We start from the raw sequence: 25908 nt of genomic DNA, 5'->3' as shown, positions 1-25908 counted from the left end.
CCGGTGGCTCTGCGGCCTGGCTTGCCACACGGAATTGATTAGATTTCCCTCTGGTGGTCGACCAGAGAGTCGGACGGCCAGCGTATCGCTTTCACTTTTGCAATGAAGCAACTGCACTGGCTTTCGGCTTCTCGAAGGTACGCGTCGGCGTCAGGTCTTATGCCGCCGCCCACTCCTGTCGCGCACCTTTCCTCAGAGTCCCGCCAACGCGACGGCGAGTCGCTTTACGGACTCGTCTACAGTAGACCTCGGACAACCGAGATTCACACGCATGTACCCGTGACCTTCGATCCCGAATTTCTGCCCTTTGTCGAGCCACAACCGCGCCTTCGTCAGCATGAACTTGTCTAGCGCTATCGCATCCATGCCAAGCCCTCGACAATCCATCCAGGCGAGGTAGAGCGAATCCGCGGGCAACACCTTGATTTTCGCCGTGACGTCGCGAACCGCATTGCGGAAATAGGTGTGGTTTCCACGAAGGTAAGACAGCATTTCTTCGAGCCACGGCTCGCCATGCGCATAGGCGGCTTCCGCCGCTACCATTCCCAGCGTATTGACGAGCGGGAACATGTTCCGGTCGTACTGTCGAAGCAGCTCCTCGCGCAAGCGCCGGTTCGGCACAAAGACGTTGGCGCTTTGCAGACCGGGCAAGTTAAACGTCTTGCTCGGGGCCGTACACGTGATGCTGTTCTGCGCGAATTGCTCGCTGAGGGAAGCGAACGGAATGTGCTTTTTTGCCGGGTTGATTATCAGGTCCTGGTGAATTTCATCGGAAATCACAAGCACGCCGTGGCGCAGGCAGATCTCACCCATAGCCCGCAACTCGCCTTCAGACCACACATTGCCTGTCGGGTTATGAGGATTGCTCAGAATAAAGAGCTTGGTATTGTCGCGAATCGCGGCCTCGAAGACCTTTTCGTCGAACCGGTAACCCGTTTCCGTTCGCTCCAATGGCGCAAAGGCCAGATGGCGCCCGTTCATCAGCACATCATTGTGGAAATGGGCATAGACCGGGGGCTGAATAAGGACGGAATCGCCTGGTGCGGAAAATGCCTGCACCGCCGTCTTCAGCGTCGTGATAATGCCCGACGTCTGTACGACCCACTCCTTCGCGACATCCCAGCCGAACCGCCTGGCCTGCCATCCAGTCACGGCATCGACATAGCTGTCCGGTGCGCCACCGGGATAGCCAAACACGCCGTGCTCAACGGCTTCGTGAAGCGCGTCGATGACCGGTTGGGGGGAGCGAAAATCCATGTCCGCGACCCACATAGGTAACGGCCGTGCTTCGAATTCGTCTGCGGAAAGGAGTTTTTCTGCGATTGCCCATTTCATCGAGTTCGATTTTTTTCGGTCGATCACTTCATCGAAAATCGAAACACTCCGGGCAGTCGGAGCACCATCCTTCAACACTGTTGAATAAGCAGTCAACATATCTTCCTTGTCTCGATAAATCGGCGCGCTGATGTTGCGTGCCCCTGGATTTCGGTCAGAATAGCAACTTGAAATCATGATTAAAAATGGTATTTTTTCACACACCAATGAGCTGAGGTCATGGATGCTAGATCGTCAACAACTCGCTATGCTGATGGAGGTCGGTCGTCTGGGAAGCGTCACGGCCGCGGCCGAGCGCCTGAACGTCACGCAGTCGGCACTCTCACACATGGTTCGCAAGCTCGAGGAGCGTTACCGTGTCACGATCTGGACCAAGGACGGGCGCAATCTACGTTTCACGCAGGCCGGCGAGTACCTGCTGGCTCTGGCCCATCGCGTACTACCCCAGATCGATCATGCTGAACGCGTCCTCGTCGATTTCGCCGAGGGCCGGCGCGGGGCATTGCGTGTGGGTATGGAGTGCCATCCCTGCCAGAAATGGCTGAACCGGCTGACACCGCGTTATCTGGCTGCATGGCCTGACGTCGACTTCGACGTCCGCACCGCCTTTCGCTTCGATGGGATCGCGGCACTTCAGGGGCATGAGATCGACGTGCTCATCACCCCGGACCCTGTCGACCTGCCCGACATCGTCTTTACGCCGGTAATCGACTACGAACTGGTTCTCGTCGTCCATGAGGGGCACGCGCTGGCCACGCGCACGTTCGCTCACCCGCGTGATCTGCTCGGCGAGGAATTGATCACCGTTCCCGTGAGCATCGAGCGACTCGACATCTACACGCGCTTCCTTGTACCGGCGCATTGCAAACCGAAAAGCCACAGAACCGCGGAAGCCACCGACCTGATGCTGCAGCTCGTATCCGCCGGCCGTGGCGTTTCAGTCCTGCCGGACTGGCTCGTGCTCGAGGAGGGCGCAGGTTTGCCCATCCGCGCGGTGCGACTCGGAAAGCGCGGCATCCAGAAAAGTATCAACGTGGGGATCCGACGCGGCGAGGAAGAGATTGCGTATATTGCAGGTTTCCTGGAGCTGGCCCAGGAAACAGGTGTCAAAGGCTCACGGAATACCGTGTGAAGATGCAAGCAATAACGGGCGGCAAGACCAGGGAAAAGTTTGTCAAGCCAGATGCCTCACTTACGAAATGGCTGACCTGCTGTTTAACCGGTCGGTGAAGTTGTTTTCATCGTTAGCACCATACGGAACTTGACGTCGCCTGATTTCATTCGCTGATACGCTTCATTGGCTCGCTCAAGCGGCATGGTTTCGATTAGCGGTCGCGCCCCCGTCAACACGCTGAAGGTCAGCGCGCGCTCCGTATCGTAAGGTGAGCCTGTGAGCGACCCACTTACGCTGCGCTCCCCGACGACCAGACGACCGATTGATACAAGCAGCGGATCTTTGTCGGCACCAAGCACGATCAGGCGGCCATGGGGTGCGAGTCCGTTCATTAGCGCCGACAACGTCCCGGCATGGCCGATGGTGGCCACGATCGCCCGTGCGCCACCCATGTCATTGAGTCGCGCGACCGCATCCTCCCGGTTGGTGTCGATATACACGTGTGCGCCCAGCGCAAGCACATCCTCAACAATGTCTTCGCCTCTCCCAACCGCAACCACCTTGAACCCCATCCTGCGCGCATACTGCAACGCCATGTGACCCAGCCCGCCGATGCCCAGTATCGCGACCAGATCGCCGGGCTCGGCGCCGGATTTCCGGAGCGCATTGAAGGTGGCAATGCCCGCACACAGGATCGGTGCCGCTTCTTCGGCGCCGAGTTCATCGGGGATGGAGACCAGCGCCGTGCTACGCGCGATCATCATTTCTGCATAACCGCCATCGCATGTAGCACCGACGAAGGGCTGGTTTTGACAGAGCTGGAACTCTCCACGGCGACACTGAACGCACTCATTGCAATGACCACCGAGGCGGCCCACACCGACCCGCTGGCCGATCTTCCAGATTGAGGGGATACCACTTCCACTCGCAACAATGCGGCCCACCACTTCATGTCCCGGCACACGAGGCGGTTGCGCTGCGGGATCAGCACCTTCGATATCACTGACATCGGCACCGCAGATTCCGCAGGCCTCGACTTCGATCAGGACTTCTCCAGCGCCGGGCACCGGTATCTGGCGATCCACCAGATCAAGTGTTCCAAGCGTCGTCACCTGCATAGCTTGATAGGTATTCTTCATAACTGCACCCCCATATGTCGTTGCTATTCAACGATGCCTGACCGGAGCCCCCTCCGCTTTATTGCCCTTCCAGCAGCATCTGAACGCCGTGGTCGGCCGCTTCGATAGCACCAGCAACGTAGCCCGGAAAATGGGAAGCCCATTCGCTGGCGACACCGACGAGGCGTCCGCACCAGACGCCCGATGTGGGCGACGCTGCAGGCGCTGACCCGTGCTGCTGAACGCCAGCATCCTGATCAGCTTCCGTGGCAGTGAGCACGTCCTCGGCCCAGTCCTTGACGACCATGGCCTTCGGTGCGGCTGCCTGCGGACCGAACATCCGTTCAAGTTGTGCACGACACAGTGCACGTAATGCGCTCGGTGATGTTTTCCTGCGAATAAGAGCAGGCACGCCGATGAAACCAGATAACCCCGCACTACCGCCCGGCATGGATGCATCGTGGATTTCAGTAAGCGGGCCACAGGCACTTCTTCCTTCACCAGAAAGCCCTTGCTCGCGCCAGAAGGGCGTGTCGTAGATCGCGATGTATTTTGCGTGTCGCGCCATCCAGGTTGCCGTATCACGCCACGCCCGCACTAACGTATTCGGTAGTTCAGGTTGAAAACCGATCGTCGCAGCGGCAAGGCGCGGCGGAACTGCCAACAGGACCTGCTCGACTGAACAGGACGTGAGTTGCCCGTGCGAATCCTCGACATTCAGTTCAATCCGATCGCCTGCGCAGCGCATGTGTCGCACGCGCTGATCCCCCCTGAGCCGCGTGGTTGTTAACTTCCGATGCAGGGCATCGACCAGCGCGCTCATTCCGCCGACGAGGCGCACCGCCTGTGGCGACGTAGCATAGCTGCCCATGTGCGTGGGAAGCTGGTGCGGTGATCGCTCAACCACGATATCGCCGGTTTCGTTCTGTTCGAAGCGTTCCAGACCGAGTTCGCGAACCAGACGGTCCAGTCGGGGTTGAAGTGTGGGCCAAAACCACGTCGCGCCAAGATCGAAGCGATCCAGATCACGCTGCACGTTACTGCCTCCCGAAACCGAAAACTCACCGGAAGACACAGATTCGATGCGGCCGCCATAGGTATGGCGCGCCTCCAGGAGCACGTAATCCTCGATCCCCCGCTGTTCAAGACGAAATGCCGCGTACAAACCCGCGAGACCTCCTCCCACGATCGCGATCCTGGCCACCACCATGAGACCTCCCCCTGTCTAAGACCGATGACGCAGCCCGTCTTCAGATACACGGTGACACCCGTGTGTCCCGCAATTGACAAGCATGGCCATTCTTCAAGAATCGAACCCGGGACTGGCCAGCTTGTCGTCGGTGGACAGCCCCGGTTCGGATTACTTATTCAGCAGCGAAGCGTAGGTATCGAGGACGCGAGCCGAGTAAACCAGTGCGGGCCCCGCATTCAGCGCAATCGCGACGCCCAGTGCTTCGGCGATTTCTTCCCGCGTCGCACCCAGCTCGGCCGCTTTCTGCGTATGAGTAGCGATACAGCCGTCGCACCGCGTCGTAACTGCCACCGCGAGCGCAATCAGTTCGTGAACCTTCGGCTCCAGCTTGTTACCTTTCTCGGCGGCACCGCTGATCATCGCCAGGCCATTCATCACGTCGGGATTCAGTTGTGCAAATTCGCCAATGCGGACCTGCAATGCGTTACGGTAAGCGTTCCAATCCTGCATCATGGTTTCAGCTCCAGTTGGGCTCCGGGAAGCCCGAGTACTCAAATTCGCGGCAGAGAGCGGTATTACACGACCTCGTAGATGCGCACGTCGGGCGCATCCGCCAACAACGGTTTGAGTTCGCCTACCACATCGGCGGTGAACAGGTCACTTTCCAGGTAGGCTTTGGCGTTATGCACACTGTCGAAGCCATGGAGCACCTGCACATCGACATCGCGCACCAGCAGTTCCTTTGATTGGGCGCCCGCAACCGTGTTGAGGAAAGGAGCCTTGTATTTCTGATAGACACCCGCCGCAGCCTCCCGGTTAGCAGGATTAACTTTCAGATTGATTTGCAGATAGACCATATTTGACACCGTAGTGAGGGGAAATTAAACCTGACGCCCAGCGGTCTCGCCACCGTCAGTTGAAGAACGATGAGAAATTCAGAGGGAGAATTTGCTCCATTGATTGACTGCGACAGTTACCACCGCCTGGAGAGTTTTATCGGAAAATGTCGAATGAATCGGCTTGATCCAGGTAGATCATTTTCTACTTGTCGATACCCGATCACAAACGAGATAAAGTATCGATCATGGAAAGCATTTCTTCATCGGCTTATCCACGCATCCAGATTTCCCGTCTCATCCGTCCGACTCGTGGTGCACGCATTATTCAATTTAGAGATCCTCACAAATAAAGAGAATTGATTTTCATCAGGATGCACGAAGCTGGATACCATTACGCCCGCACGGCACCCTGGTGTGAACACATTGTCGTTGGCGACACCGCTCGGGCCTTACCAAGTAACTGACCCAACCGCACCGGCCTGCCGGCATCGAGTGCGTCCACCCAATTCACCTGCCAGGGTCCGAACAATACGATCGCGGTGGAGCCCAACTTGAAATGCCCTAGTTCAGCGCCCTTTTCCAGACGAATCCGCGCGTGTATCGCATCGTAGCCAAACGTCGTCAGCGCTCGCCTGGGCGGGTTCACCGGGCCAGCCCAAACGGTCTCGATCGAAGCAACTATCATTGCGCCAACCAGCACTACGGCCATTGGGCCATGCTCGGTGTCAAACAGACAGACCACTCTTTCATTGCGAGCGAACAACTCCGGAACGTGCGCAACAGTTAGCGGGTTCACGGAGAACAGTCGCCCAGGGATGTAAACCATCTCACGCAATGTGCCAGCCACCGGCATGTGCACACGGTGATAGTCCCGTGGCGACAGATAGACGGTAACGAACTCGCCGCCCATAAACAGTGAGGCGCGGTCGGCATCGCCGCCGAGCAGTTCGACCAGACTATAGCTGTGGCCTTTGGCCTGGAATATGCGGCCGCGTTCTATGGTACCGAACTGGCTGATGGTTCCGTCTCCTGGGCAAAGCACTCCCCCGGCAGCTTTATTGAGCGGTCGAACGCCATCCTTCAGGAAGCGCGTGAAGAAGGCATTGAAGTTTTCGTAGCCTTCCAGATCTTCGACACGAGCATCGCGCATATCGACCTTGTAGTGGTGGATGAACCAGGCAATCAGATGGATCTTGAACCAGTGCACGCGGCATTCGGCGGCATAGCCGATGAGACGGGACAGTAGATGGTGTGGCAAGAGGTACTGAGTAAGGACAAACAGGCGATCTTTAAAGAACATTACACAAACCGCTATCCAGAGCGGCCTCGATCTGTGGCGTAAAAGGCGGACCTATCCTGTGATCAATCCGCCCGTGCGGCATGAGTATCGCCACGCATCCAGGTCGCTTCGCGTAGCGTGTACCAGTGAGAACACCTCAATCATCTGCCGTAATTTCCGATACTGAATTTCAGATTGCCAGCGCCACCAGAAAGCGGGAGACCATGTTGTAGGCCGCAACCGTGGCAACGGCTTCGACGGTTCGCGTTTCATCGAAAAGGCGCTTTAGTTCCTCGATGACGCCAGCATCCACATCAACCTGTTTCGTGGACTGGTCGGTCAACACGATCAGGGCGCGCTCCTTCTCGTCGAAGATAGGGCTAGCTACGCTTCGCGCTTTGAGCGCGAGGCACTTTTCTTCCGTGCCGCCGGCCTGCAGGTAAGCGGGATAATGCACATCCCATTCAAAGTCGGCATGGTTCAACACCGCCACCCGCAGCATGATGAGTTCACGGTATTCCAGTTCCAGGCTGAAGTCGGTGCGAACTCGGCGCAGTAGTTCGTTCCAGCCTGTTGCGAGTGGAAAACTCCTCAGCAACACACGGTCAATATCGATCAGCTCACCATTGGGCCGACGGGCCTGCATGCCAGCAAGCAACTCTCGAGGGACGAACTCGCCCTCTCGCCACGGGGTAACGCGTACACCACTCACACTTCGCTCCTTTGTCGAACTGCCATCTGCGCAGATGCCAACGGGCCGGCTTCAAGCCAACGGATTGACAGAAAATCTTTCCTGTTCGCACCATCGTGCGCCATTGAGCCCGGCGGTCGCTTCATACCGGCATTTGCGTGTTTCTGGCGTTATTATTCGCGTGGTGAACCGTGCGGACAACTGCTATATTCTTCGCACCAGGCAAAGAAAATATTTCTTATGAAAGCCCCCGTATTCCTCAATGCACTTCGCGCCTTTGAAGCCAGCGCACGCCATCAAAGTTTTTCGGCGGCGGCAGCGGATTTGAACGTAACGCCCGCAGCCGTGGGGCAGCTAGTCCGGTCCCTGGAAGAATGGCTCGGCACGCCTCTATTTCATCGCGGAGCAAGCGGTCGTGCCCGCCTGATTCCAACCGAAACGGCAGAGCGGGCTCTACCGGACATCCGGGCCGGCTTCGATCGCCTATTTCTGGGCTTGAGCCGATTGCGGGAGGGATCGCCCAGCGGGGTGTTGACCGTTGCCATCAGCCCTGCATTCGCGGCCAAATGGCTGCTGCCGCGAATCGAAAAATTTCATGTCCTTTGCCCCGAAACCGATGTCCGTCTCGATACGAATCTCAAGCTGGTGGACTTCGCCGCGCAAGGCATCGACATTGGCGTGCGATACGGCCGTGGAAGCTGGGTGGGCCTGGTTGCCGAAAAACTGCTGGATGAACAGATCTATCCGGTGTGTTCGCCAGCATGGCTCGCCCGGACCGGCGGCCTGACTACCCCGCACGATCTTGCCGGAAAACCGTTGATACATGATCTGTCCGTGGACACGCACACGGGGTTCGCCACCTGGGGTGACTGGCTATTGCGAGCCGGAGCACCCGAGGTCGATACCAGCCGCGGTATGCAGGTCAATAATTCCGCTGCGGTCCTGCAAGCGGCCATTGACGGGCACGGTGTTGCCCTGGCACGAAGCGTCATGGCCTGCGATGACGTGGCGGCAGGTCGGCTGGTCCCGCTGTTTCCCGGGATAAAGCTGGCGTCGGAGCTGGCTTACTATGTCGTCTATCGGGCGGAATGCGCGTCGCAGCCAAAGCTGGTGGCATTTCGCGAGTGGCTGATGCAGGAAGCAACGCCCTGTTAATCTGGCCATCACATCATGGCCTACTGACAATCTGAAGTTACTCGCCTTGAGTCAGGCTCGTCATTGAGCCTGACTCTTCCCCCAGCGGACTTGTAGCCTTGCACCAACCGCAAGACCTGCGGTCCACGCGTGAAGGCTTGCATTGCAACGCGGCATCATTTCATCATTCACGATTTGCTCACGTCATCATGTCGATTGGTTCGTTCGCCCTGCCTATACCTGCGCTGATTTTCATGTTCGGCGTCACTGTCGTATTGACGATGGGCTGGCTGATGGAGAAGCGCCACGGTTCCATCGAGGCCGATGTCTTGATGATCGTTGCAGCAGGGCTGATTGCGGCACGCATCGCGTTTGCAATCCGATTTCTTCCGCAGTATCGGCACGACATGATCGCCGTGTTCGATATTCGCGATCTCGGCTTCGATCCGCTCACCGGCGTGGTTGCCGGCGCCCTCATGACCGGATGGCGCCTGTTGCGCAGCGGGAAAACCCGAGTGCCACTTGCACTCGCCCTGACGACAGGTGTCTTGGCTTACGGTTCCGCACAGGTACTTCGAAATGACGCTCCCGCTCCATCACCGATACCGGCAGTCGTACTGCAATCGCTCGATGGAACGTCGCACCTCTTGAACACGGAAGGTCTGCCCACAATCGTCAATCTCTGGGCAACATGGTGCCCACCCTGCCAGGCTGAACTACCTGCATTTGAGCGCGTCCAGGCAGAAAATCCCCATGTACGCTTCATTTTCGTCAATCAGGGTGAGCAGGCAGATACTGTTCGCCGCTATCTTGCAGGTCGCTCGCTTCACCTGAGCAATGTGTGGCTTGATCCAACATCCTCTCTTGCGGCGCGCATTCATGCGGCAGGCTACCCGACTACCTTGTTCTATGATGCTAACGGTCGGCTTCTGGAAACACATCTCGGACCTTTCTCTACCGCGACGTTGCATGATGCCCTGGGGCGGTTCTATCCGTGACGTCCTTCCGGATGGCGAGATCTACGTCTGCCAGCGTGGAATTGAATCGTCTTTACCCGTCCTGTCGCGGTAGCTTTGTCACTTCACATGGCTTGTGCGGTTTGAGAACGTGACGGATAGGTTCACTCACGCGGCTTACCGTCGGCGACTACTTGGGGTCACTACAGACGTATTGTCTGGACCGGTACATAGTGCCCGTTCTTGACCTGATACACCGTCACACTGCTTGATCGCAGGCACGAATCCCTCTGGAAGCGCTTGGGTCATGACTGAACACTAGCCCTTGTCTGGTCTGCGCATCCCGACACTGCGGCGGACATGCTGCCCGTGGACGACGCAGCGCGGATCGTCAGCGAGATGTCTCAGCGCAAATGCGTTGTAGCGAGGATTGGCGAAGACATCCACTATTTTTGCGTATACACAAGCGTATACTCGCCCAAAGACAAGCGCCAAATTCACATATACTCAATAACTTACAAGCAGTGTTCGAGTCCTCTCCTGGCGCCAGAAAGCTAATCGAAGCAGTAGAAAGAAACAAACAGATAACCCCGTAAATTATCGAATTTGCGGGGTTTTTTTGTTTACTTCCCGTGGGCGCGAAGCGCGGTATTTAAAGCAGCGAATGAGCCTGGCAACTGAGCTGACAACGACGCCAGGCTTACGCTGCTTCAAGCCGCTTCAAGCTGCCTCAACAGCGCATCCACACTGCCCTTTGCATCGCCGAACAGCATCCGCGTGTTGTCCTTGTAGAACAGCGGATTGTCGACGCCGGCGTAACCGGTCGCCATACTGCGCTTCGACACAACCACAGTGCGCGCCTTCCACACTTCGAGCACCGGCATACCTGCGATCGGACTCGACGCATCTTCCTGCGCGCCCGGATTCACGATATCGTTCGCGCCAATGACGAGAACGACATCGGTTTCCGTAAACTCGTCGTTGATCTCGTCCATTTCCAGCACGATGTCGTATGGCACCTTCGCCTCGGCCAACAGCACGTTCATGTGTCCCGGCAGACGCCCTGCAACCGGATGGATGGCAAAGCGCACGCGCACGCCCGCCGCACGCAGACGCCGCGTAATCTCGCTGATCGTGCCCTGCGCCTGCGCAACCGCCATCCCATAGCCCGGCACGATCACGACTTCGGCGGCGTCGCGCAGCAGCGAGCCCACTTCGTCCACGGTCGTCGGCACCACCTCGCCCTGCGGCGCGGCGCTCCCCGTTGAAGTACTCGCACCGAAGCCGCCCAGTATCACCGAGACAAAGCTGCGATTCATCGCCCGGCACATGATGTAGCTGAGAATTGCGCCGCTCGATCCGACCAGCGCGCCAGTCGTGACGAGCAGATCGTTGTCGAGCATGAAGCCCGTCGCGGCGGCGGCCCAGCCGGAATAGCTGTTGAGCATCGACACCACCACCGGCATGTCGGCACCGCCGATCGCCATCACCAGATGCACGCCGAGCGCCGCCGCCAACACACACATGACGAGCAGCGCGTAAAGACCGCCGTCGCCTGCGGACGCACTGACAAAGCGATAGCCGAGCACGACGCACGCACCGAACACGACCGCGTTCAGCAGATGCCGTGCGGGCAGCACGAGCGGCTTGCCGCTCAGCGTCCCCTGCAACTTCAGGAACGCGATGATCGATCCGCTAAAGGTCACCGTACCGATGAATGCACCCACATAGATCTCGGTGTCGTGAATCACGCGCTCCACACCGACCATCGGCGTATCGCGAGCCACATAATTCGACACGCTGATTAACGTCGCGGCCAGGCCGACGAAGCTGTGCAGCACGGCCACCAGTTGCGGCATTTGTGTCATCGCTACGCGCTTCGCGAGCACGGTGCCGATGGCGCCGCCCACGACCGCCGCGACAAGCACAATCTGCAGCCCCGCACCGCGCGTGACGAGCAGCGTGGCGAGCACCGCGATCAGCATGCCTGCCACGCCATAGATGTTGCCGCGGCGCGCACTCGCGGGATGACTGAGTCCGCGCAGGCTCAGGATAAAAAGCGTCGCCGCGCCGAGCCACGCCATGCTTCCGATTCCATTCAACATGACGTCTCCTCAGGTCCGCTGGAACATTTTCAGCATGCGCTGGGTGACGAGAAATCCACCCGCGATATTGATCGTCGCCACCACGAGTGCGATGCCCGAAAGCACGCGCACGATCATTCCGGCATCGCCCGGATGCAGCAGTGCGCCGATCACGATGATGCCGCTGATGGCATTGGTCACGCTCATCAACGGCGTATGCAGCGCAGGCGTCACGTTCCAGACCACCTGATAGCCGACGAACACCGCAAGCACGAACACCGTGAAGTGCGCCACGAACGCACCCGGGGCAACCGCGCCGAGTGCGAGCAGCAGCAAAGCGATAACCATCAGCGCAACGAGCGACCACGCGCCGTGCCGACGCGCACTATCGCCATCGCCAGCCTTGCTCGCCTTGCCCGCCGCAGGCGCGGTGTTTGCCGCCGCGTTGCTTGCAGGCGTGGGCGACGGTTCTACGGCGGGCGGCGGCCAGCACACCGTGCCGCGCTGCATGACGGTCGTACCGCGTTGCACGACATCGGCCATGTCGAGTTGCACTTCACCGTCCTTCGCGGGCGTAATGTCCGCGAGCAGGTGGCGCACATTGGTCGCGTAAAGCTGGCTCGACTGGTTCGCCATGCGGCTCGCGAGATCCGTATAGCCGATCACCGTCACGCCGTGCACGTTGACCACCTCGCCCGGGCGCGTCAGTTCGCAATTGCCGCCCTGCTCCGCCGCCATGTCGACAATCACGCTTCCCGCGCGCATGCACGCGAGCGTGCGCGCGTCGATGAGCAGCGGCGCTGCCTTGCCGGGAATGAGCGCGGTCGTGATGATGATGTCGACCTCGCGCGCCTGTGCCTCGAAGAGCGCCATCTCCGCTTCGATGAATTTCGCGCTCATCTGCTTCGCGTAGCCGCCCGCGCCGCCGCCCTCCTCATCGATATCGATGGTGAGGAACTCCGCGCCCATGCTCTCGACCTGTTGCCCCACTTCCGGCCGCGTGTCGAACGCGCGCACGACCGCACCGAGCCCGCGCGCCGCGCCAATCGCCGCCAGCCCGGCGACGCCCGCACCGATCACGAGCACTTTCGCGGGCGGCATCTTCCCCGCCGCCGTGATCTGCCCGGTGAAAAGACGCCCGAAGTGCTGCGCCGCTTCGATCACGGCACGATAGCCCGCCATGTTCGCCATCGAACTCAATGCATCGAGCTTCTGCGCACGCGAAATGCGCGGCACGCAGTCCATCGCGAGGACAGTCGCGCCGCGTGCGGCCAGCAGATCGAGCAGCGCGGCGTTTTGCGCGGGCCAGATAAAACTGATGAGCGTCGCATCGCGCTTGAGTAGACCCGCTTCGTCAGCCGATGGCGGGCGCACCTTGATCACGATATCGGCGGCGGCCCACAGCGCGTGTGTATCGGCGACGATCCGGGCGCCCGCCTGGCGATAGGCCTCGTCGGTGAACGATGCCTGCGCACCCGCGCCCGTCTCGACATCGACTTCATATCCGAACTTGATAAGATGTGCGACGCTTTCCGGCGTCGCGGCCACACGTCGCTCGCCTCGATGCGTTTCGCGCGGCACTGCAATGGTCATTGCCAAATCGCACCTCCGACAAGCGGAATCGCAATGGCAAGGGAACAGCAGACAGAACAGATCGGCCACACGCCGTTGCGCGTGGCGTGCCGAATGCATAGCCGCGACTTCATCAAACGTCTCCTGCTCGATGTTGGAATGCTGCGAATGGCGCGACCTGGCGATGCGTGCCGCTTCGCGCGTACACGCTCGTATCGATCACCCAGCGCCCTGGAAATGCGGCTTGCGCCACGTGCCGTGCGTTGACCGCTGTGACCGTTGTGACCGCAACAATATGAAGCGGCGACAATCAGTCCGGACGTCGTCGTTAATCGGTGTGTACCGCAAGCGTTGGATTTTGCGGCAAGCAGGTTGTCCGGCGTAAATCGAAGGCGCCGGCACGGCTCACGCCGTGCCGGCGCCTCTATCGCGGATCCCCCCCGATCACACTGCGCGTACTTCGTGTAGCGTCGCGATCTGCTGCGGCGTGTAGCCAAGATCGGCCAGCACTTCGTCGGTATGCTCGCCGAGCAGCGGCGAACTCTTGATTTCCGGCTTGAGATCCGAAAATTTGATCGGGCTGCCGACGGTCAGATACGAGCCGCGCTGCTTATGCGGCACCTCGACAATCGTGCCGCTCGCACGCAGCGACGGATCGTTCGCCAGTTCTTTCATGCTCAACACCGGCGAGCACGGAATGTCGAACGTGCGAAGAACGTCGACGGCTTCGAACTTCGTCTTGTCGGCAAGCCACGCCTCGATCGTTTTGAAAATCTCGAAGATGTGCGGCTGGCGAGCCTTCGGCGTCGCGTAGTCCGGATGCTCGATCCACTCCGGCTTGCCGAGCGCGCGGCAGATCGGTTCCCATGCGTGATCCTGAACCGTGAAGTAAATGTACGCGTTCGGATCGGTTTCCCAGCCCTTGCACTTGAGCACCCAGCCCGGCTGGCCGCCGCCGCCCGCATTGCCGCCGCGCGGCACCGCCTCGCCGAACGTGCCATGCGGATACTGCGGATACTCTTCGAGGAAGCCCATGCGTTCGAGACGCTGCTGGTCACGCAGCTTCACGCGGCACAGATTCAGCACGCTGTCCTGCATCGAGACGGCCACCTTCTGCCCCTTGCCGGTCTTGTCGCGCGAGATCAGCGCCGTGAGAATGCCGATTGCCAGATGCATGCCGGTGTTGCTGTCGCCGAGCGCGGCTGCGCTCACCGTCGGCGGGCCGTCCCAGAAGCCCGTCGTCGAAGCCGCGCCGCCCGCGCACTGCGCAACGTTCTCATAGACCTTCAGGTCGCCGTAATGATGGCCCTCGCTGAAGCCCTTGACCGAAGCAACGATCATCTTCGGATTCAGCTCCTTGATGCGCTCCCACGTAAAACCCATGCGATCGAGTGCGCCCGGGCCGAAATTCTCGACCATCACGTCCGATTCGCGGATCAGCTTTTCAAGCACTTCTTTACCTTCGGGCTTCTTCGTGTCGAGCGTCAGCGAGCGCTTGTTGCTGTTGAGCATCGTGAAGTAAAGCGCATCGACGTTCGGGATGTCGCGTAACTGGTTGCGCGTAACGTCGCCCGCACCCGGACGCTCCACCTTGATCACGTCCGCGCCGAACCATGCGAGCATCTGCGTGCAGGCAGGCCCGGCCTGTACGTGCGTGAAGTCGATGATCTTGATGCCGTCGAGGGGTTTGCTCATTGCGTATCTCCTGTTTTCCGATCGATTGAATTTATTTTTTCATTGCCGCGCTTTGCGGATTCAGATTCGTGAGACGGCCGCTCTCCGTGCCGGCCGCTTCGTCGATAACAGCGTTGATCAAGGTGGGCTTGCCCGATGCGATCGCTTCGAGCAGCGCAGCGGTCAGCTCCTCAGGCGTGCTGGCCTGATGACCGATGCCGCCGAACGCTTCCATCATCCTGTCGTAGCGCGCGTTCTTCACGAACGCGGTGGGCGCCGTATCGGCGCCGCCGCCCATGTTCACGTCCGTGCCGCGATACACGCCGTTGTTGTTGAAGACGATGGTGCAGACCGGCAAGTTGTAGCGGCAGATAGTTTCGAGTTCCATGCCGCTGAAACCGAAAGCACTGTCGCCTTCGATCGCGACGACCTGTGTCCCGCTCGTCACCGCTGCGCCGATTGCGAAGCCCATGCCGATGCCCATGATTCCCCACGTGCCCGAGTCGAAGCGCTTGCGCGGCTCATACATGTCGATGATGCTGCGGGCGTAGTCGAGCGTATTCGCGCCTTCGTTGACGACGTTGATGTCCGGTCGCGTCTTCAGCACGTCGCGAATCGCGCGCAGTGCGCTGTGGAAGTTCATCGGCGTCGGACTCTTGTCGAGCGTGGCCGCCATCTTCGCGAGGTTCTTGTTCTTGCGGTCCGCCACGGCTTCGAGCCATTCGGCGCCGGGCTGCGGGAAGTGCTCGCCGATGCCTTCGAGCAGCGCCTCGACGCACGAGCCGATATCGCCGATCACCGGTGCTTCGATCGCGACGTTGCTGTCGATCTCGGTGGGCGCGATGTCGATCTGGACGAACTGCTTCGGCCCGTTCGCGGCGCCCCATGTCTTGCCCTTGCCGTGCGAGAGCAGCCAGTTCAGGCGCGCGCCGATCAGCAATACGACATCGGCTTCGGCGAGCACGAACGAACGCGCGGCCGACGCCGACTGCTCGTGCGTGTCGGGCAAGAGCCCCTTGGCCATCGACATCGGCAGATACGGAATACCGGTCTTCTCGACGAGCGCGCGGATCTGCGCATCGGCTTGCGCGTAGGCCGCGCCCTTGCCGAGCAGGATCAGCGGGCGCTTCGCGCCCTTGAGCACGTCGAGTGCGCGCTTGACCGAATCGGGCGCCGGGATCTGGCGCGGCGCGGCATCGATCACCTTCACGAGCGATTGCCTGGCCCTAACGGCGTCCAACGTCTGTGCGAGCAGCTTGGCCGGAAGATCGAGATAAACGCCGCCCGGTCGACCCGATACGGCCGCGCGGATCGCGCGCGCCACGCCGATGCCGATGTCCTCCGCGTGCAGCACGCGATACGCGGCCTTCGCGTAGGGCTTCGCCGCGTTGAGCTGGTCCATCTCCTCGTAGTCGCCCTGCTGCAAGTCGACGATCTCGCGCTCGCTCGATCCGCTAATCAGAATCATCGGGAAGCAATTCGTCGTGGCGTTCGCGAGCGCGGTAAGGCCGTTCAGAAAGCCCGGCGCGGAAACCGTCAGGCAGATACCGGGTTTTTTCGTCATGAAACCGGCGACAGCGGCGGCGTTGCCGGCGTTCTGCTCATGCCGGAAGCCGATGAAGCGCATGCCCTCGGCCTGGGCTAGGCGAGCGAGATCGGTAATGGGAATACCGACCAGCCCGAAGATCGTGTCGATATCGTTCAGCTTCAGCGCGTCGATGACGAGATGAAAACCGTCGGTGGTTTGCTGAGCTTCGGGCGCTGGGCTGTTTTGCGCCTGGTTAATGCCTGCTTCTGCCATGACGTCTCCTCTTTGGCGGGGCGTTACGTAACTGTGATATACAATATTCCACACACAATATTAGTCAAGACGTTTTTTCCCGGCCCCATACTGCTGCATTGCGATAAATACCGGGCCGATGTGCATCAGCAAAGAAGCACGTCCTGGCGATACTGAAAACCACAAATAAATACGCACTACATATCAATTATTAGAATGCTCGACGCTGTAATTCAGACGCAAAACTTATAGACCGACGCGCTCAGTCGAGAAAATCACAATTGGCTTCAACGAACAGGGCAAGCTCGATCGAATGCTGACGTACCAGTTGCTCGACGCGCGCCGTATCGCGTTGTTCGAGCGCCTCGATGATCCGCATATGGTCCACGATCGAGCGCTCTGCGCGGTCGCTCTGCGCGATCGTCATGCGCCGGATCGCACGCACATGCATGAAGATGTTCTTGATGGTCTCGACGATGATGGGCGACTTGGACAATTCCACCAGCGACTGGTGGAACATGATGTTCTTCTCCGAATACTCCTCGATGTGGTCGGCCGGCATCGCATCGCTGAAGTCGGCGAACATGCGCCGCAGGCGGGCGATATCGCCGTCGGAGGCGCGCTCGCTCGCGAGTCTCGCCGCCATGCTTTCGAGCGCGGCCCACATATAGATCATCTCGACGACTTCTTTACGCGTCTTGCGCAGGATGTAGACGCCGCGTCTCGGCACCGTGCGCAGAAAACCCTCCTGCTCCAGCAGCGTCATCGCCTCGCGCACCGGCGTTCGGCTCACGCCCAGCTTCTCGGTCAGCTCTTTTTCATCGATCCGGATTTCGTCTCGCGAGCGGTAGATGTCGGTCTCCGCGATGGCCTGTTTCAGCTTTGCATAGGCTTGATCGCGCAGCGAGACGGTGGCGTTGATGGGTTCGAGCGTCAAGGTGAGCTGGGCGATCCCAGCATCGGCTTGTCTATCGGCGGACATCGGTGTTTGTCTCCAACGTTCTGATTTGCCGGCTCTACTCTGGACATTCCACATTTTCAATACAATATATCAGACGTCAGCGAACAACCCAGCCGGGGTTTACGCTCACGCCGCACACAAAGCGCTTCATTTCAAACAATCAATAAACAATGCCTTATACAAAAAGCAAAAAACTTTAACTATCGTTTATTCATCGCCGCTTCTACGCTTGGCTCATCCGATCCGACATTGAGGAGACTGCAATGAGCCATTCACAAGCCAACCGGCACGGCATCGAACACGACCGCCAACTGGACGCGCATCTCGGCGCATTCAATTCGGCATTCGCGGAACTGGGCCTGCGGTTTCGCTGGGACGCGCAAACGCTCTACTCGCTTGCATCGATCGATGGCGAGCACGCGCGCGTCGCGGCCTATATCGAAGCGCATCACCCGCACCTGCTCAATGCCTACAGCATCGACTTCCTGTGCGAAGCGATTCTCGCGCTCAAGCGCGCGCAGGTTCCGGGCGAATGGTTTCCGGAGCGCGTCGTGCAACACGGACTGTCGAGGGAGCTGCCCGCCACGCGGGCGCATTGGGAAGAAGACTGGCGCGATCCGGGCGCGGGCGTGCCGGCGCTTGCCGGTGCCTGATGCCCGTGAGGGATTCAAAACGGCGCGGAGTTGTAGCGAATTGGAGTGCAGAAGATTCCGAGGCCGCAAGCGTGAGCGCTGCGGCCTCGGCTGGCGATTCGGCGCGCGCCGGGCGCGCCGAATCACCGTAGGCCATTTGCGCCGAGAAAATCAGCCGCGCGCTTGCGCCTCGTCTTCCTGAAGCTTGCGCCACAGGATCTTGCCGCTGCCCGACTTCGGCAGCGTGTCGACGAACTGCACGATGCGCGGCGCCTTGTAGGCCGCCATGTTGGCGTGCGCCCACGCGACGATGTCGTCCTCGCTCACGCTGCCTTGCTGCTTCGGATCGAGCACCACACAGGCTTTCACCGTTTCGCCGCGGCGTTCGTCCAGCGTGCCGATCACGCACACTTCCTTGATCGCCGGATGACGGTACATCAAGGCTTCGACTTCGGCCGGCCACACCTTGTAGCCCGACGCGTTGATCATCCGCTTCAGACGGTCGGTCATGAAGTAATAGCCTTCCTCATCGCGCCGCACGAGGTCGCCCGTGCGCAGGAAGCGCTTGCCGTCGCGTTCGATGAAAGCGTCGCGCGTCGCCTGCGGATTGCGCCAGTAACCCTGCATCACCTGCGGCCCGTGCATGATGAGTTCGCCCGATTCGCCGGCAGGCAATTCTTCGAGCGTGATCGGATCGACCACGCGCGCATCCACGTCGAATACCGGAATGCCGAGACACTGCGGCTTCGGACGCTGCGGCGGATTGATGTGCGTGGCCGCCATCGTCTCGGACATGCCGTAGCCCTCGACGAACTCCAGCCCCGTGAGATCGCGCAGTTTCTTCACCACCGCATCGGGCATCGTCGCGCCGCCGCCGCGCATCCACGCGAGACTCGACAGATCGTATTCGTCGATGCGCGGATTCGAAATGAAATCGACCACCATCGTCGAAATCGCCTGCCATCCGTTGATGCGATAGTGCTCGATCGCGCGCGCGGCGGCATCGCGATCCCAGCGCGGCAGGATGACGATGGTCGAGCCGTTGTAGAGCGGGCTGTTCATGCCGCCCTGCATGCCGGTCACGTGGAAGAGCGGCAGCACCGAAAGCTGCACGGCATCCTGGTTGCTGCCGAACCAGTTGCAACCGCCCACCGCCGTGCTCATCACGCTGCGATGCGTATGCATGCATCCCTTCGGCTTGCCCGTCGTGCCCGACGTATAAGGCATCACGCACAGGTCGTCCGGACCGGCGCTCAACGCGCCCGGAGCGCAGCGCGCATTGAGCACGTCGGCCCAGTGGACGACACCCGGCCCGGCAACATGACGCGGCGCGCTCACGAACTCCGGCGGCGGCGACGAAGGCTCGCGCTTGAGGTAATCGGAATAGGTCGCGACCAGCAGATGATGCAGACCCTCGCCCTCATCCTCGCGCACGTGCGGCGCGATCCGCGCGTAAAGATCCTGCGCGACAAAAGCGGTCGTCGCGCCGCTATCCTCGACGTAATGCGCGAGTTCCTCGGTGAGATTCATCGGATTCACGGGCACGACCACGGCGTTGGCGCGCAGGATGCCGTAATACGCAATGATCCACTGCGGGCTGTTCTGCATGTAGAGCAGCACGCGGTCGCCCGCTTTCACGCCGCAGTGCTGCTGCAGATAACCTGCGACGCGCTCGGCCTCGTCCTTGAACTGCGCGAACGTGACAGGCGTGTCGTAGAAGTAGATATACGGTTTGTCGGGAAAGCGCGCCGCCGACACTTCGGCGTTATAGAACAGGTTCGTGGCCGGAATCGTCAGATGCGGCGACAGATGCGACGGCCAGTGCGGCGAAGGCTGCGCAGATCTCGCGGGCGCCGCGGGTTGAGAAGCGGACTGTGACAGTTCTGACGTGGACATGGCGGTTTCCGTCTCGTTGGATGCGCGCCGCTGCGGCACGCATGTCATGCCATCCGTGCATGCGCCGCGCATGAGGCGGCGCATGCAGGCCGTGATGAAACTCAGACGACGCTCGCGCCGCCGTCGACAGCCAGGTACTGGCCGGTGATATGACGCGAAGCGGCGCTCGCGAGAAACACGACGACGCCCTTGAGATCGTCGTCGTCGCCGAGGCGGTGCAGCGGCGTGCGTTCGATCACGGACTCGCCGAGCTTGTCGAGCAGGCCCGCCGACATCTTCGACGGGAAGAAGCCCGGGCAGATCGCGTTGACGTTGATGCCGTACTTGCCCCATTCGGCTGCGAGCGCACGCGTGAAGTGGATCGCCGCGGCCTTCGACGTGTTGTACGCGATGGTCTGCATCGGGCCGGGCGACGCTTTGAGGCCTGCAACCGATGCGATGTTGATGATCTTGCCGCGCTTGCGCTCAATCATGCAGCGTTTGCCGACTTCGCGCGCGAGGAAAAACGGCGCGTTGATGTTCAGGTTCATGACCTTGTGCCACGCCTCGTCGGGATAGTCCTCGGCCGGTGCGCCCCACGTCGCGCCCGCATTGTTCACGAGGATATCGATCTTCCCGCATGCCGCCAGCGTTTCGTCGACGAGCGGCGCGATGCTCTCTGCGCGCTGGAGGTCGGTGACGACAGTCATCGCCTCGATGCCGCGCTCCTGCAAGTGACGCTGCGCCTGTGCGAGCTCGTCGGCCTTGCGCGCCGTGATCACGACGCGGCACCCCATCTCGCCCAGCGCCTCGGCCATCTGCAGCCCGAGGCCGCGCGAGCCGCCGGTGATGAGCGCCACCTGCCCGCCCAGTTCGAACATGTCCCTGACCTGCATGCTTGCTCCTCCTTGATCTGGGCTGGCCGGTGCGCGGCGCAGCCGATACGTTTGACAGACCCGGCATCGCCGGATCACCGACGATGGCGACCGATTCTAGCGACGCCTTCCGCTGAGGTAAATAAGGAAAGCACGGTCGTTCATTTGAAATGCGCAAAGGGATCACGGAGGTATCGCGTTGAAAAGACGAACCGTTGCGCGATTGAAATCCGTCACTGAATCGTTAATCCGAGTTAACCCGAGTTAACCCGACAGATAAATATGCGCAGAAAATCGATATTTTATAAATTACGTTTTTCTTTCCATTAACACAAATAGCTTTCAGTTGCGACAAATGACCCCAGGGATTAGTCCGAGGTTGTCGCAACATTGGTGCGGATGTTTAATGCCTGGCGTACACTCCCGCCAGGTCCACCGGCTGGCGCGTACCGGACCACACAAGACCTCGCCGCGACAGACGGCGCAGCGCAGCAATATCAGGAGAACAATCAATGAGCTGGACGCGTGAACAGAAGCACGTCACGATCGCCGCCTATCTAGGCTGGACACTTGACGCTTTCGATTTCTTTCTGACCGTATTCGTCCTGAAAGATATCGCCACGGCATTCAACGTCAAAATCCCTGAAGTCGCATTCGCCATTACGCTCACGCTGGCCATGCGCCCGCTCGGCGCGCTGATATTCGGACGCCTCGCCGACAAATACGGTCGCCGCCCGACGCTGATGCTCAACATCGCGTTGTATTCGGTGCTCGGCATGCTCTCGGGCTTCTCGCCGAATCTCACGACCTTCCTCGTCCTGCGCTCGCTCTTCGGCGTCGCGATGGGCGGCGAATGGGGCGTCGGCTCCGCGCTCACGATGGAAACCATTCCGCCGAAATCGCGCGGCATCGTTTCGGGCCTCCTGCAGGCCGGCTATCCGAGCGGCTTCCTGCTCGCCTCGATCGTGTTCGGCGTGTTCTATCAATACGTCGGCTGGCGCGGCATGTTCTTCATCGGCGTCGTGCCGGCGCTGCTGGTGCTCTATATCCGCCGTAACGTGCCGGAATCCCCGGCGTGGAAGGAAATGGAAAAGCGCCCGCGTCCGAGCCTGCTCACGACGCTCAAGCACAATTTCGGCCTTTCGATCTATGCGATCGTGCTGATGACCTGCTTCAACTTCTTCTCGCACGGCACGCAGGATATGTATCCGACGTTCCTGCGCGAACAGCATCACTTCGATCCGCATACCGTCTCGGTCATCACCATCGTGCTGAACATCGGCGCGATCTGCGGCGGTCTGTTCTTCGGTTCGCTCTCCGAGAAGATCGGCCGCCGCAAGGCAATCTTCATCTCCGCGCTCATCGCGCTGCCGGTGCTGCCGCTGTGGGCCTTCTCGAGCGGGCCGGTGCTGCTCGCCATGGGCGCGTTCCTGATGCAGATCTCCGTGCAAGGTGCGTGGGGCGTGATTCCGGTGCATCTGAACGAGATCTCGCCCGACGAAGTCCGCGCGACGTTCCCGGGCCTCGTCTATCAGCTCGGCAACCTGTTCGCCTCGGTCAACGCGACGATGCAGGCGTCGTTCGCCGTCTCGCATGACGACAACTACGGCCTTGCGATGGCGGTCGTGGCCGGCACGGTGGCGGTCATCATCGCCGTGATGATTCTCTTCAGCCGCGAGCGCCGCGGCATCGACATGACGCAGTCTGCAAAGCAAGTGTCGGCTGTCTGATCGCGCATACGCACTGCGGCCACGCGCCGCCGCATCGCAACACGAGACCGCGCGGGTTCACGCCCGCGCGGTTTTTTCGTTTGCGCGTGACGTTCCGTACGCTTTCGCGCCGCGCCGCGGCATGGCACGATTCGGACTGACGAATGGCTGCCGCACGGCTCCCTGCTCGCTGATGCTCACTGCGGCTTGCTGCTCGCCGTTGGCTTGCGGCCATTCGCACCACGCTCCATGCACGATGAACGCAACAACTACTCAAACGACGCCCGGAGAGACCTCATGACCGATCTGCCCTGCCCGCCCTCGACCACCGGCGGCGCCGCGCAACCCGCGCCGGACACCGACGGCGTCTGGTACGCGTCGTATCCCGCAGACGTCCCGCGTGAAATCGACGTGCACAGCTACGCCTCGCTCACGCAATTCTTCGATGACTGCACCGCACGCTACGGCCAACGCGTGGCCTACGTGAGCGCCGGTTCGCCGATGACCTATGCCGCACTCGCGCGCAAGGCCGCCGCGTTCGCATCGTGGTTACAAGGCGCAGGCGTCAAGCCGGGCGAGCGCGTCGCCATCATGCTGCCCAACACGCTGCAATATCCGGTCGCGCTGTTCGGCGCGCTGAAGGCCGGCGCCATCGTGGTCAACGTGAATCCGCTCTACACCGCGCGCGAACTCACGCACCAGTTGCAGGACAGCGGCGCGCAAACCATCGTCGTGTTCGAAAATTTCGCGAAAACGCTCGAAGACGCATTGCCCGGCACGCGCGTCAAGAACATCGTCGTGACGGGGCTCGGCGATCTGCTCGGCGAAGGCTTCAACCTGAAGGGCCGCTTTATCAACTTCATGCTGCGGCACGTCAAGAAACTCGTTCCTGCGTACCGGCTGCCGCATGCGGTCAAACTCCTCGACGCGCTCGCACAAGGCGCACGGCACCCCGTCGCGCCCGTCAACGTCAAGAGCGGCGATCTCGCGTTCCTGCAATACACGGGCGGCACGACGGGTGTCGCGAAAGGCGCGATGCTCACGCACGGCAATCTCGTCGCCAATCTCGTGCAGGCGAAGGTGTGGACGGCGGGCCAGCTCGACGCCGATCAGGAAACCGTGCTCACGCCGCTGCCGCTCTATCACATCTATTCGCTGACCGTGAACGCGATGGTGTTCATGGCGCTCGGCGGCCGCAACATCCTGATCGCGAATCCGCGCGACATCAAACGCGTGATGAAGACGATCCGGCATGAGAAGTTCAGCTGCATCTCGGCGGTGAATACGCTTTACAGCGCGCTGCTCGATAACGAGGAATTCCGCCAGCGCGACTTCTCGGGCCTCAAGCTCGCGATGGCGGGCGGGATGGCGACGCAGCGCGCCGTCGCCGAGCGCTTCAAGGCCGTGACCGGCCAGCCGATTATCGAAGGCTACGGCCTCACCGAATGCTCGCCGATCGTGACGCTCAATCCCGTCGATATCGGCCACCAGCACGACTTCGACGGGATGATCGGCCTGCCCGCGCCGTCGACGCAGGTGCGCTTTCGCCGGGACGACGGCACGTGGGCGAACATCGGCGAGGCTGGCGAGCTCTGCGTGAAGGGCCCGCAGGTCATGCAAGGCTACTGGAACCGCCCCGACGAGACCGCCAAGGTCCTCGACGCCGACGGCTGGCTCGCAACCGGCGACATCGGCGTGATGGACGCACAGGGCTACGTGCGGCTCGTCGACCGCAAGAAGGACTTGATCATCGTGTCGGGTTTCAATGTGTACCCGAACGAGATCGAGGACGTGATCGCCTCGCATCCGGGCGTGCGCGAAGTGGCGGCGATCGGCGTGCCCGATCCGGTGCAGGGCGAACGCGTGAAGGTGTTCGTCGTGCGCCGCGACCCGACGCTCACCGAGGACGCGCTGATCCAGTTCTGCCGCGAGCAGCTCACGGGCTACAAGGTGCCGCGCATCGTCGAGTTCCGCGATGCGCTGCCGCAATCGAACATCGGCAAGATCCTGCGGCGCGCGCTGCGCGACGAAGCCGCCGGGAAGAAAGCGCCGGCCTGATTCGTTGATGCCGTGTCGGCGCAGCTTCATCGTGGCTTCCCGCGCAGGTTCCCGGTGAGTGCGCGCCGCAACGGATCGACGAATTCATGGAGCGTGCGCCGATGAGGTTTCGCACAACGCCGTCTGCCTGTCTCCTGACCCTCTGCGCCGCGCTCGTGCTTCCCTGCGCCGTCGCGCGTGCGCCGTCTGCAGCCGTGGACGCCGACGCGCGCGCGCTCGCATCGCCCGGCGACGAACGGTCCGCGGACGTCGGGCGTCTGCCGCTAGACGATCAGGTCCGCTGGCTGCAACATGCCGCGCAGGACGGAGGACTCGCCACGCTCGACGACGCGCAACTCGTCGCGCTTTTCGCCTCGCTCGATCCGCGCGCGCTGCCGCGCTACATCGAGGCAGGCCCGAACGGCTATGCCTCGTGCGAGTTCGTGCTGCGGCGCAAGGAGCGCATCCACGGCCGCTGGCCCGCCGAACCCGACCACATGCTCGTGCGGCTTGCGCACGCGCCGCTGCGGATCTACGCGCGCTGGCTCCCCGACGGCGCGCACGCGGGCCAGGAAGTGCTCTACGACGCCGCGCGCCGCACTGACGCCATGTACGGCCATCCGGGCGGCCTCTTTCACAGGGTGTCGCTCTGGACGCAACTCGACGGCGTGTTCGCCCATGCGCAATCGCGCCATCTGCTGACCGATCTCGGCACCGAGTACATCGCGCACCGCTTTGTCGATGAGGACGCGCGCCTTGAGCAAGCGGGGCTCGTGCGGCCCGCGCAAATCAGCGTGAAGACGGTGGACGGCGTGCGTGTGGTCGCGTTCACCTGGGATGCGCCGCCCGGCGAGAACAGCGGCTACGCGAGCAAGGAAACGCTCGGGCTGGATTTACGGCATCCGTGGTTCCGCTTGGCGCAGTCGTACGACAGCGACGGCAGGCCGTTCGAAGAGATCGTCTTCGAGCACATCGAGCCGAAGTCCTTCGACGCGCTCACGTTCGATTCGAAGAATCCGGACTATCGCTTTCAGGCGTGGCGCTGATCGTA

Annotated in this window: 21 protein-coding genes; 7 read left to right on the top strand and 14 right to left on the bottom strand. The window is 60.9% G+C overall.

From position 1 onward, the window contains the following. Window positions 1-192: 192 nt before the first annotated feature. Window positions 193-1434 carry a MalY/PatB family protein gene (locus tag Q0L30_RS16225; RefSeq protein WP_296658311.1) on the bottom strand — a complete coding sequence of 414 codons (1242 nt, stop codon included), beginning with the start codon at window positions 1432-1434 and terminating at the stop codon, window positions 193-195. A 124-nt stretch (window positions 1435-1558) separates the two neighbouring features. Here Q0L30_RS16225 and Q0L30_RS16220 point away from each other — a divergent pair, with 124 nt between their 5' ends. Beyond that, window positions 1559-2467: a LysR family transcriptional regulator gene (locus Q0L30_RS16220; RefSeq protein WP_296658343.1), complete on the top strand. Its 909-nt coding sequence runs from the start codon at window positions 1559-1561 to the stop codon at window positions 2465-2467. An 83-nt stretch (window positions 2468-2550) separates the two neighbouring features. On the opposite strand, the gene Q0L30_RS16215 is transcribed toward Q0L30_RS16220, so the two are convergent. The 6 genes from Q0L30_RS16215 to Q0L30_RS16190 form a co-directional block, all read right to left on the bottom strand. Next, window positions 2551-3588 (bottom strand): alcohol dehydrogenase, encoded by a 1038-nt coding sequence (locus Q0L30_RS16215; RefSeq protein ID WP_296658308.1) that lies wholly within the window; start codon window positions 3586-3588, stop codon window positions 2551-2553. Between the two features lie 58 nt (window positions 3589-3646). Then, complete coding sequence (locus tag Q0L30_RS16210) at window positions 3647-4777, bottom strand: FAD-dependent oxidoreductase (protein WP_296658305.1); 1131 nt, start codon at window positions 4775-4777, stop codon at window positions 3647-3649. Window positions 4778-4927: 150 nt separating this feature from the next. Then, entirely contained in the window at window positions 4928-5272 is a 345-nt protein-coding gene (locus Q0L30_RS16205) for a carboxymuconolactone decarboxylase family protein (RefSeq protein WP_296658302.1), read from the bottom strand. A gap of 62 nt (window positions 5273-5334) precedes the next feature. Continuing rightward, window positions 5335-5616, bottom strand: coding sequence for a hypothetical protein (locus Q0L30_RS16200; RefSeq protein ID WP_296658299.1), 282 nt, complete (start codon window positions 5614-5616; stop codon window positions 5335-5337). 373 nt (window positions 5617-5989) lie between these two features. Beyond that, the gene (gene asd / locus Q0L30_RS16195; RefSeq protein WP_296658298.1) at window positions 5990-6898 is read right to left on the bottom strand and encodes an archaetidylserine decarboxylase; all 909 of its coding nucleotides are present in this window, start codon (window positions 6896-6898) and stop codon (window positions 5990-5992) included. 169 nt (window positions 6899-7067) lie between these two features. Next, window positions 7068-7589, bottom strand: coding sequence for a carboxymuconolactone decarboxylase family protein (locus tag Q0L30_RS16190; RefSeq protein WP_296658296.1), 522 nt, complete (start codon window positions 7587-7589; stop codon window positions 7068-7070). A 219-nt stretch (window positions 7590-7808) separates the two neighbouring features. On the opposite strand from Q0L30_RS16190, the gene gcvA reads away from it, so the two are divergent. Then, a complete protein-coding gene (gene gcvA / locus Q0L30_RS16185) occupies window positions 7809-8723 on the top strand; it encodes a transcriptional regulator GcvA (protein ID WP_296658294.1) in 915 nt (304 codons plus the stop codon). A 98-nt stretch (window positions 8724-8821) separates the two neighbouring features. Beyond that, window positions 8822-9700 carry a TlpA disulfide reductase family protein gene (locus Q0L30_RS16180; protein WP_296658292.1) on the top strand — a complete coding sequence of 293 codons (879 nt, stop codon included), beginning with the start codon at window positions 8822-8824 and terminating at the stop codon, window positions 9698-9700. Between the two features lie 668 nt (window positions 9701-10368). Here the strand turns inward: Q0L30_RS16180 and Q0L30_RS16175 are convergent. From Q0L30_RS16175 to Q0L30_RS16155, 5 genes are all read right to left on the bottom strand, one after another. Further along, window positions 10369-11763: an NAD(P)(+) transhydrogenase (Re/Si-specific) subunit beta gene (locus tag Q0L30_RS16175; protein ID WP_296658289.1), complete on the bottom strand. Its 1395-nt coding sequence runs from the start codon at window positions 11761-11763 to the stop codon at window positions 10369-10371. Between the two features lie 9 nt (window positions 11764-11772). Further along, a complete protein-coding gene (locus tag Q0L30_RS16170) occupies window positions 11773-13335 on the bottom strand; it encodes a Re/Si-specific NAD(P)(+) transhydrogenase subunit alpha (protein WP_296658286.1) in 1563 nt (520 codons plus the stop codon). Between the two features lie 423 nt (window positions 13336-13758). Next, complete coding sequence (frc, locus tag Q0L30_RS16165) at window positions 13759-15009, bottom strand: formyl-CoA transferase (protein WP_296658284.1); 1251 nt, start codon at window positions 15007-15009, stop codon at window positions 13759-13761. A gap of 31 nt (window positions 15010-15040) precedes the next feature. Next, window positions 15041-16789: an oxalyl-CoA decarboxylase gene (gene oxc / locus Q0L30_RS16160; RefSeq protein ID WP_296658281.1), complete on the bottom strand. Its 1749-nt coding sequence runs from the start codon at window positions 16787-16789 to the stop codon at window positions 15041-15043. A gap of 241 nt (window positions 16790-17030) precedes the next feature. Continuing rightward, complete coding sequence (locus tag Q0L30_RS16155; protein ID WP_296658340.1) at window positions 17031-17750, bottom strand: GntR family transcriptional regulator; 720 nt, start codon at window positions 17748-17750, stop codon at window positions 17031-17033. Between the two features lie 242 nt (window positions 17751-17992). Here Q0L30_RS16155 and Q0L30_RS16150 point away from each other — a divergent pair, with 242 nt between their 5' ends. Then, window positions 17993-18382, top strand: coding sequence for a hypothetical protein (locus Q0L30_RS16150; protein ID WP_296658280.1), 390 nt, complete (start codon window positions 17993-17995; stop codon window positions 18380-18382). A gap of 150 nt (window positions 18383-18532) precedes the next feature. Here the strand turns inward: Q0L30_RS16150 and Q0L30_RS16145 are convergent, their stop codons facing one another. Further along, on the bottom strand, window positions 18533-20257 hold the full coding sequence (locus Q0L30_RS16145) for a long-chain fatty acid--CoA ligase (RefSeq protein WP_296658278.1): 1725 nt from the start codon (window positions 20255-20257) through the stop codon (window positions 18533-18535). A 101-nt stretch (window positions 20258-20358) separates the two neighbouring features. Beyond that, the gene (locus Q0L30_RS16140) at window positions 20359-21132 is read right to left on the bottom strand and encodes an SDR family oxidoreductase (protein WP_296658275.1); all 774 of its coding nucleotides are present in this window, start codon (window positions 21130-21132) and stop codon (window positions 20359-20361) included. A 491-nt stretch (window positions 21133-21623) separates the two neighbouring features. Here Q0L30_RS16140 and Q0L30_RS16135 point away from each other — a divergent pair, with 491 nt between their 5' ends. The 3 genes from Q0L30_RS16135 (at window position 21624) to Q0L30_RS16125 (ending at window position 25903) form a co-directional block, all read left to right on the top strand. Then, window positions 21624-22841 carry an MFS transporter gene (locus tag Q0L30_RS16135; protein WP_296658272.1) on the top strand — a complete coding sequence of 406 codons (1218 nt, stop codon included), beginning with the start codon at window positions 21624-21626 and terminating at the stop codon, window positions 22839-22841. Between the two features lie 276 nt (window positions 22842-23117). Then, the gene (locus Q0L30_RS16130) at window positions 23118-24878 is read left to right on the top strand and encodes an AMP-binding protein (protein WP_296658270.1); all 1761 of its coding nucleotides are present in this window, start codon (window positions 23118-23120) and stop codon (window positions 24876-24878) included. A gap of 101 nt (window positions 24879-24979) precedes the next feature. Then, window positions 24980-25903: a DUF1571 domain-containing protein gene (locus tag Q0L30_RS16125; protein WP_296658267.1), complete on the top strand. Its 924-nt coding sequence runs from the start codon at window positions 24980-24982 to the stop codon at window positions 25901-25903. The last annotated feature ends 5 nt before the right edge of the window (window positions 25904-25908 follow it).

The organism is Paraburkholderia sp., from assembly GCF_024281035.1.
Taxonomy (GTDB): domain Bacteria; phylum Pseudomonadota; class Gammaproteobacteria; order Burkholderiales; family Burkholderiaceae; genus Paraburkholderia.
Note: the sequence above shows the minus strand (reverse complement) of the source record. Positions and strands in the feature narration are given on the sequence as shown.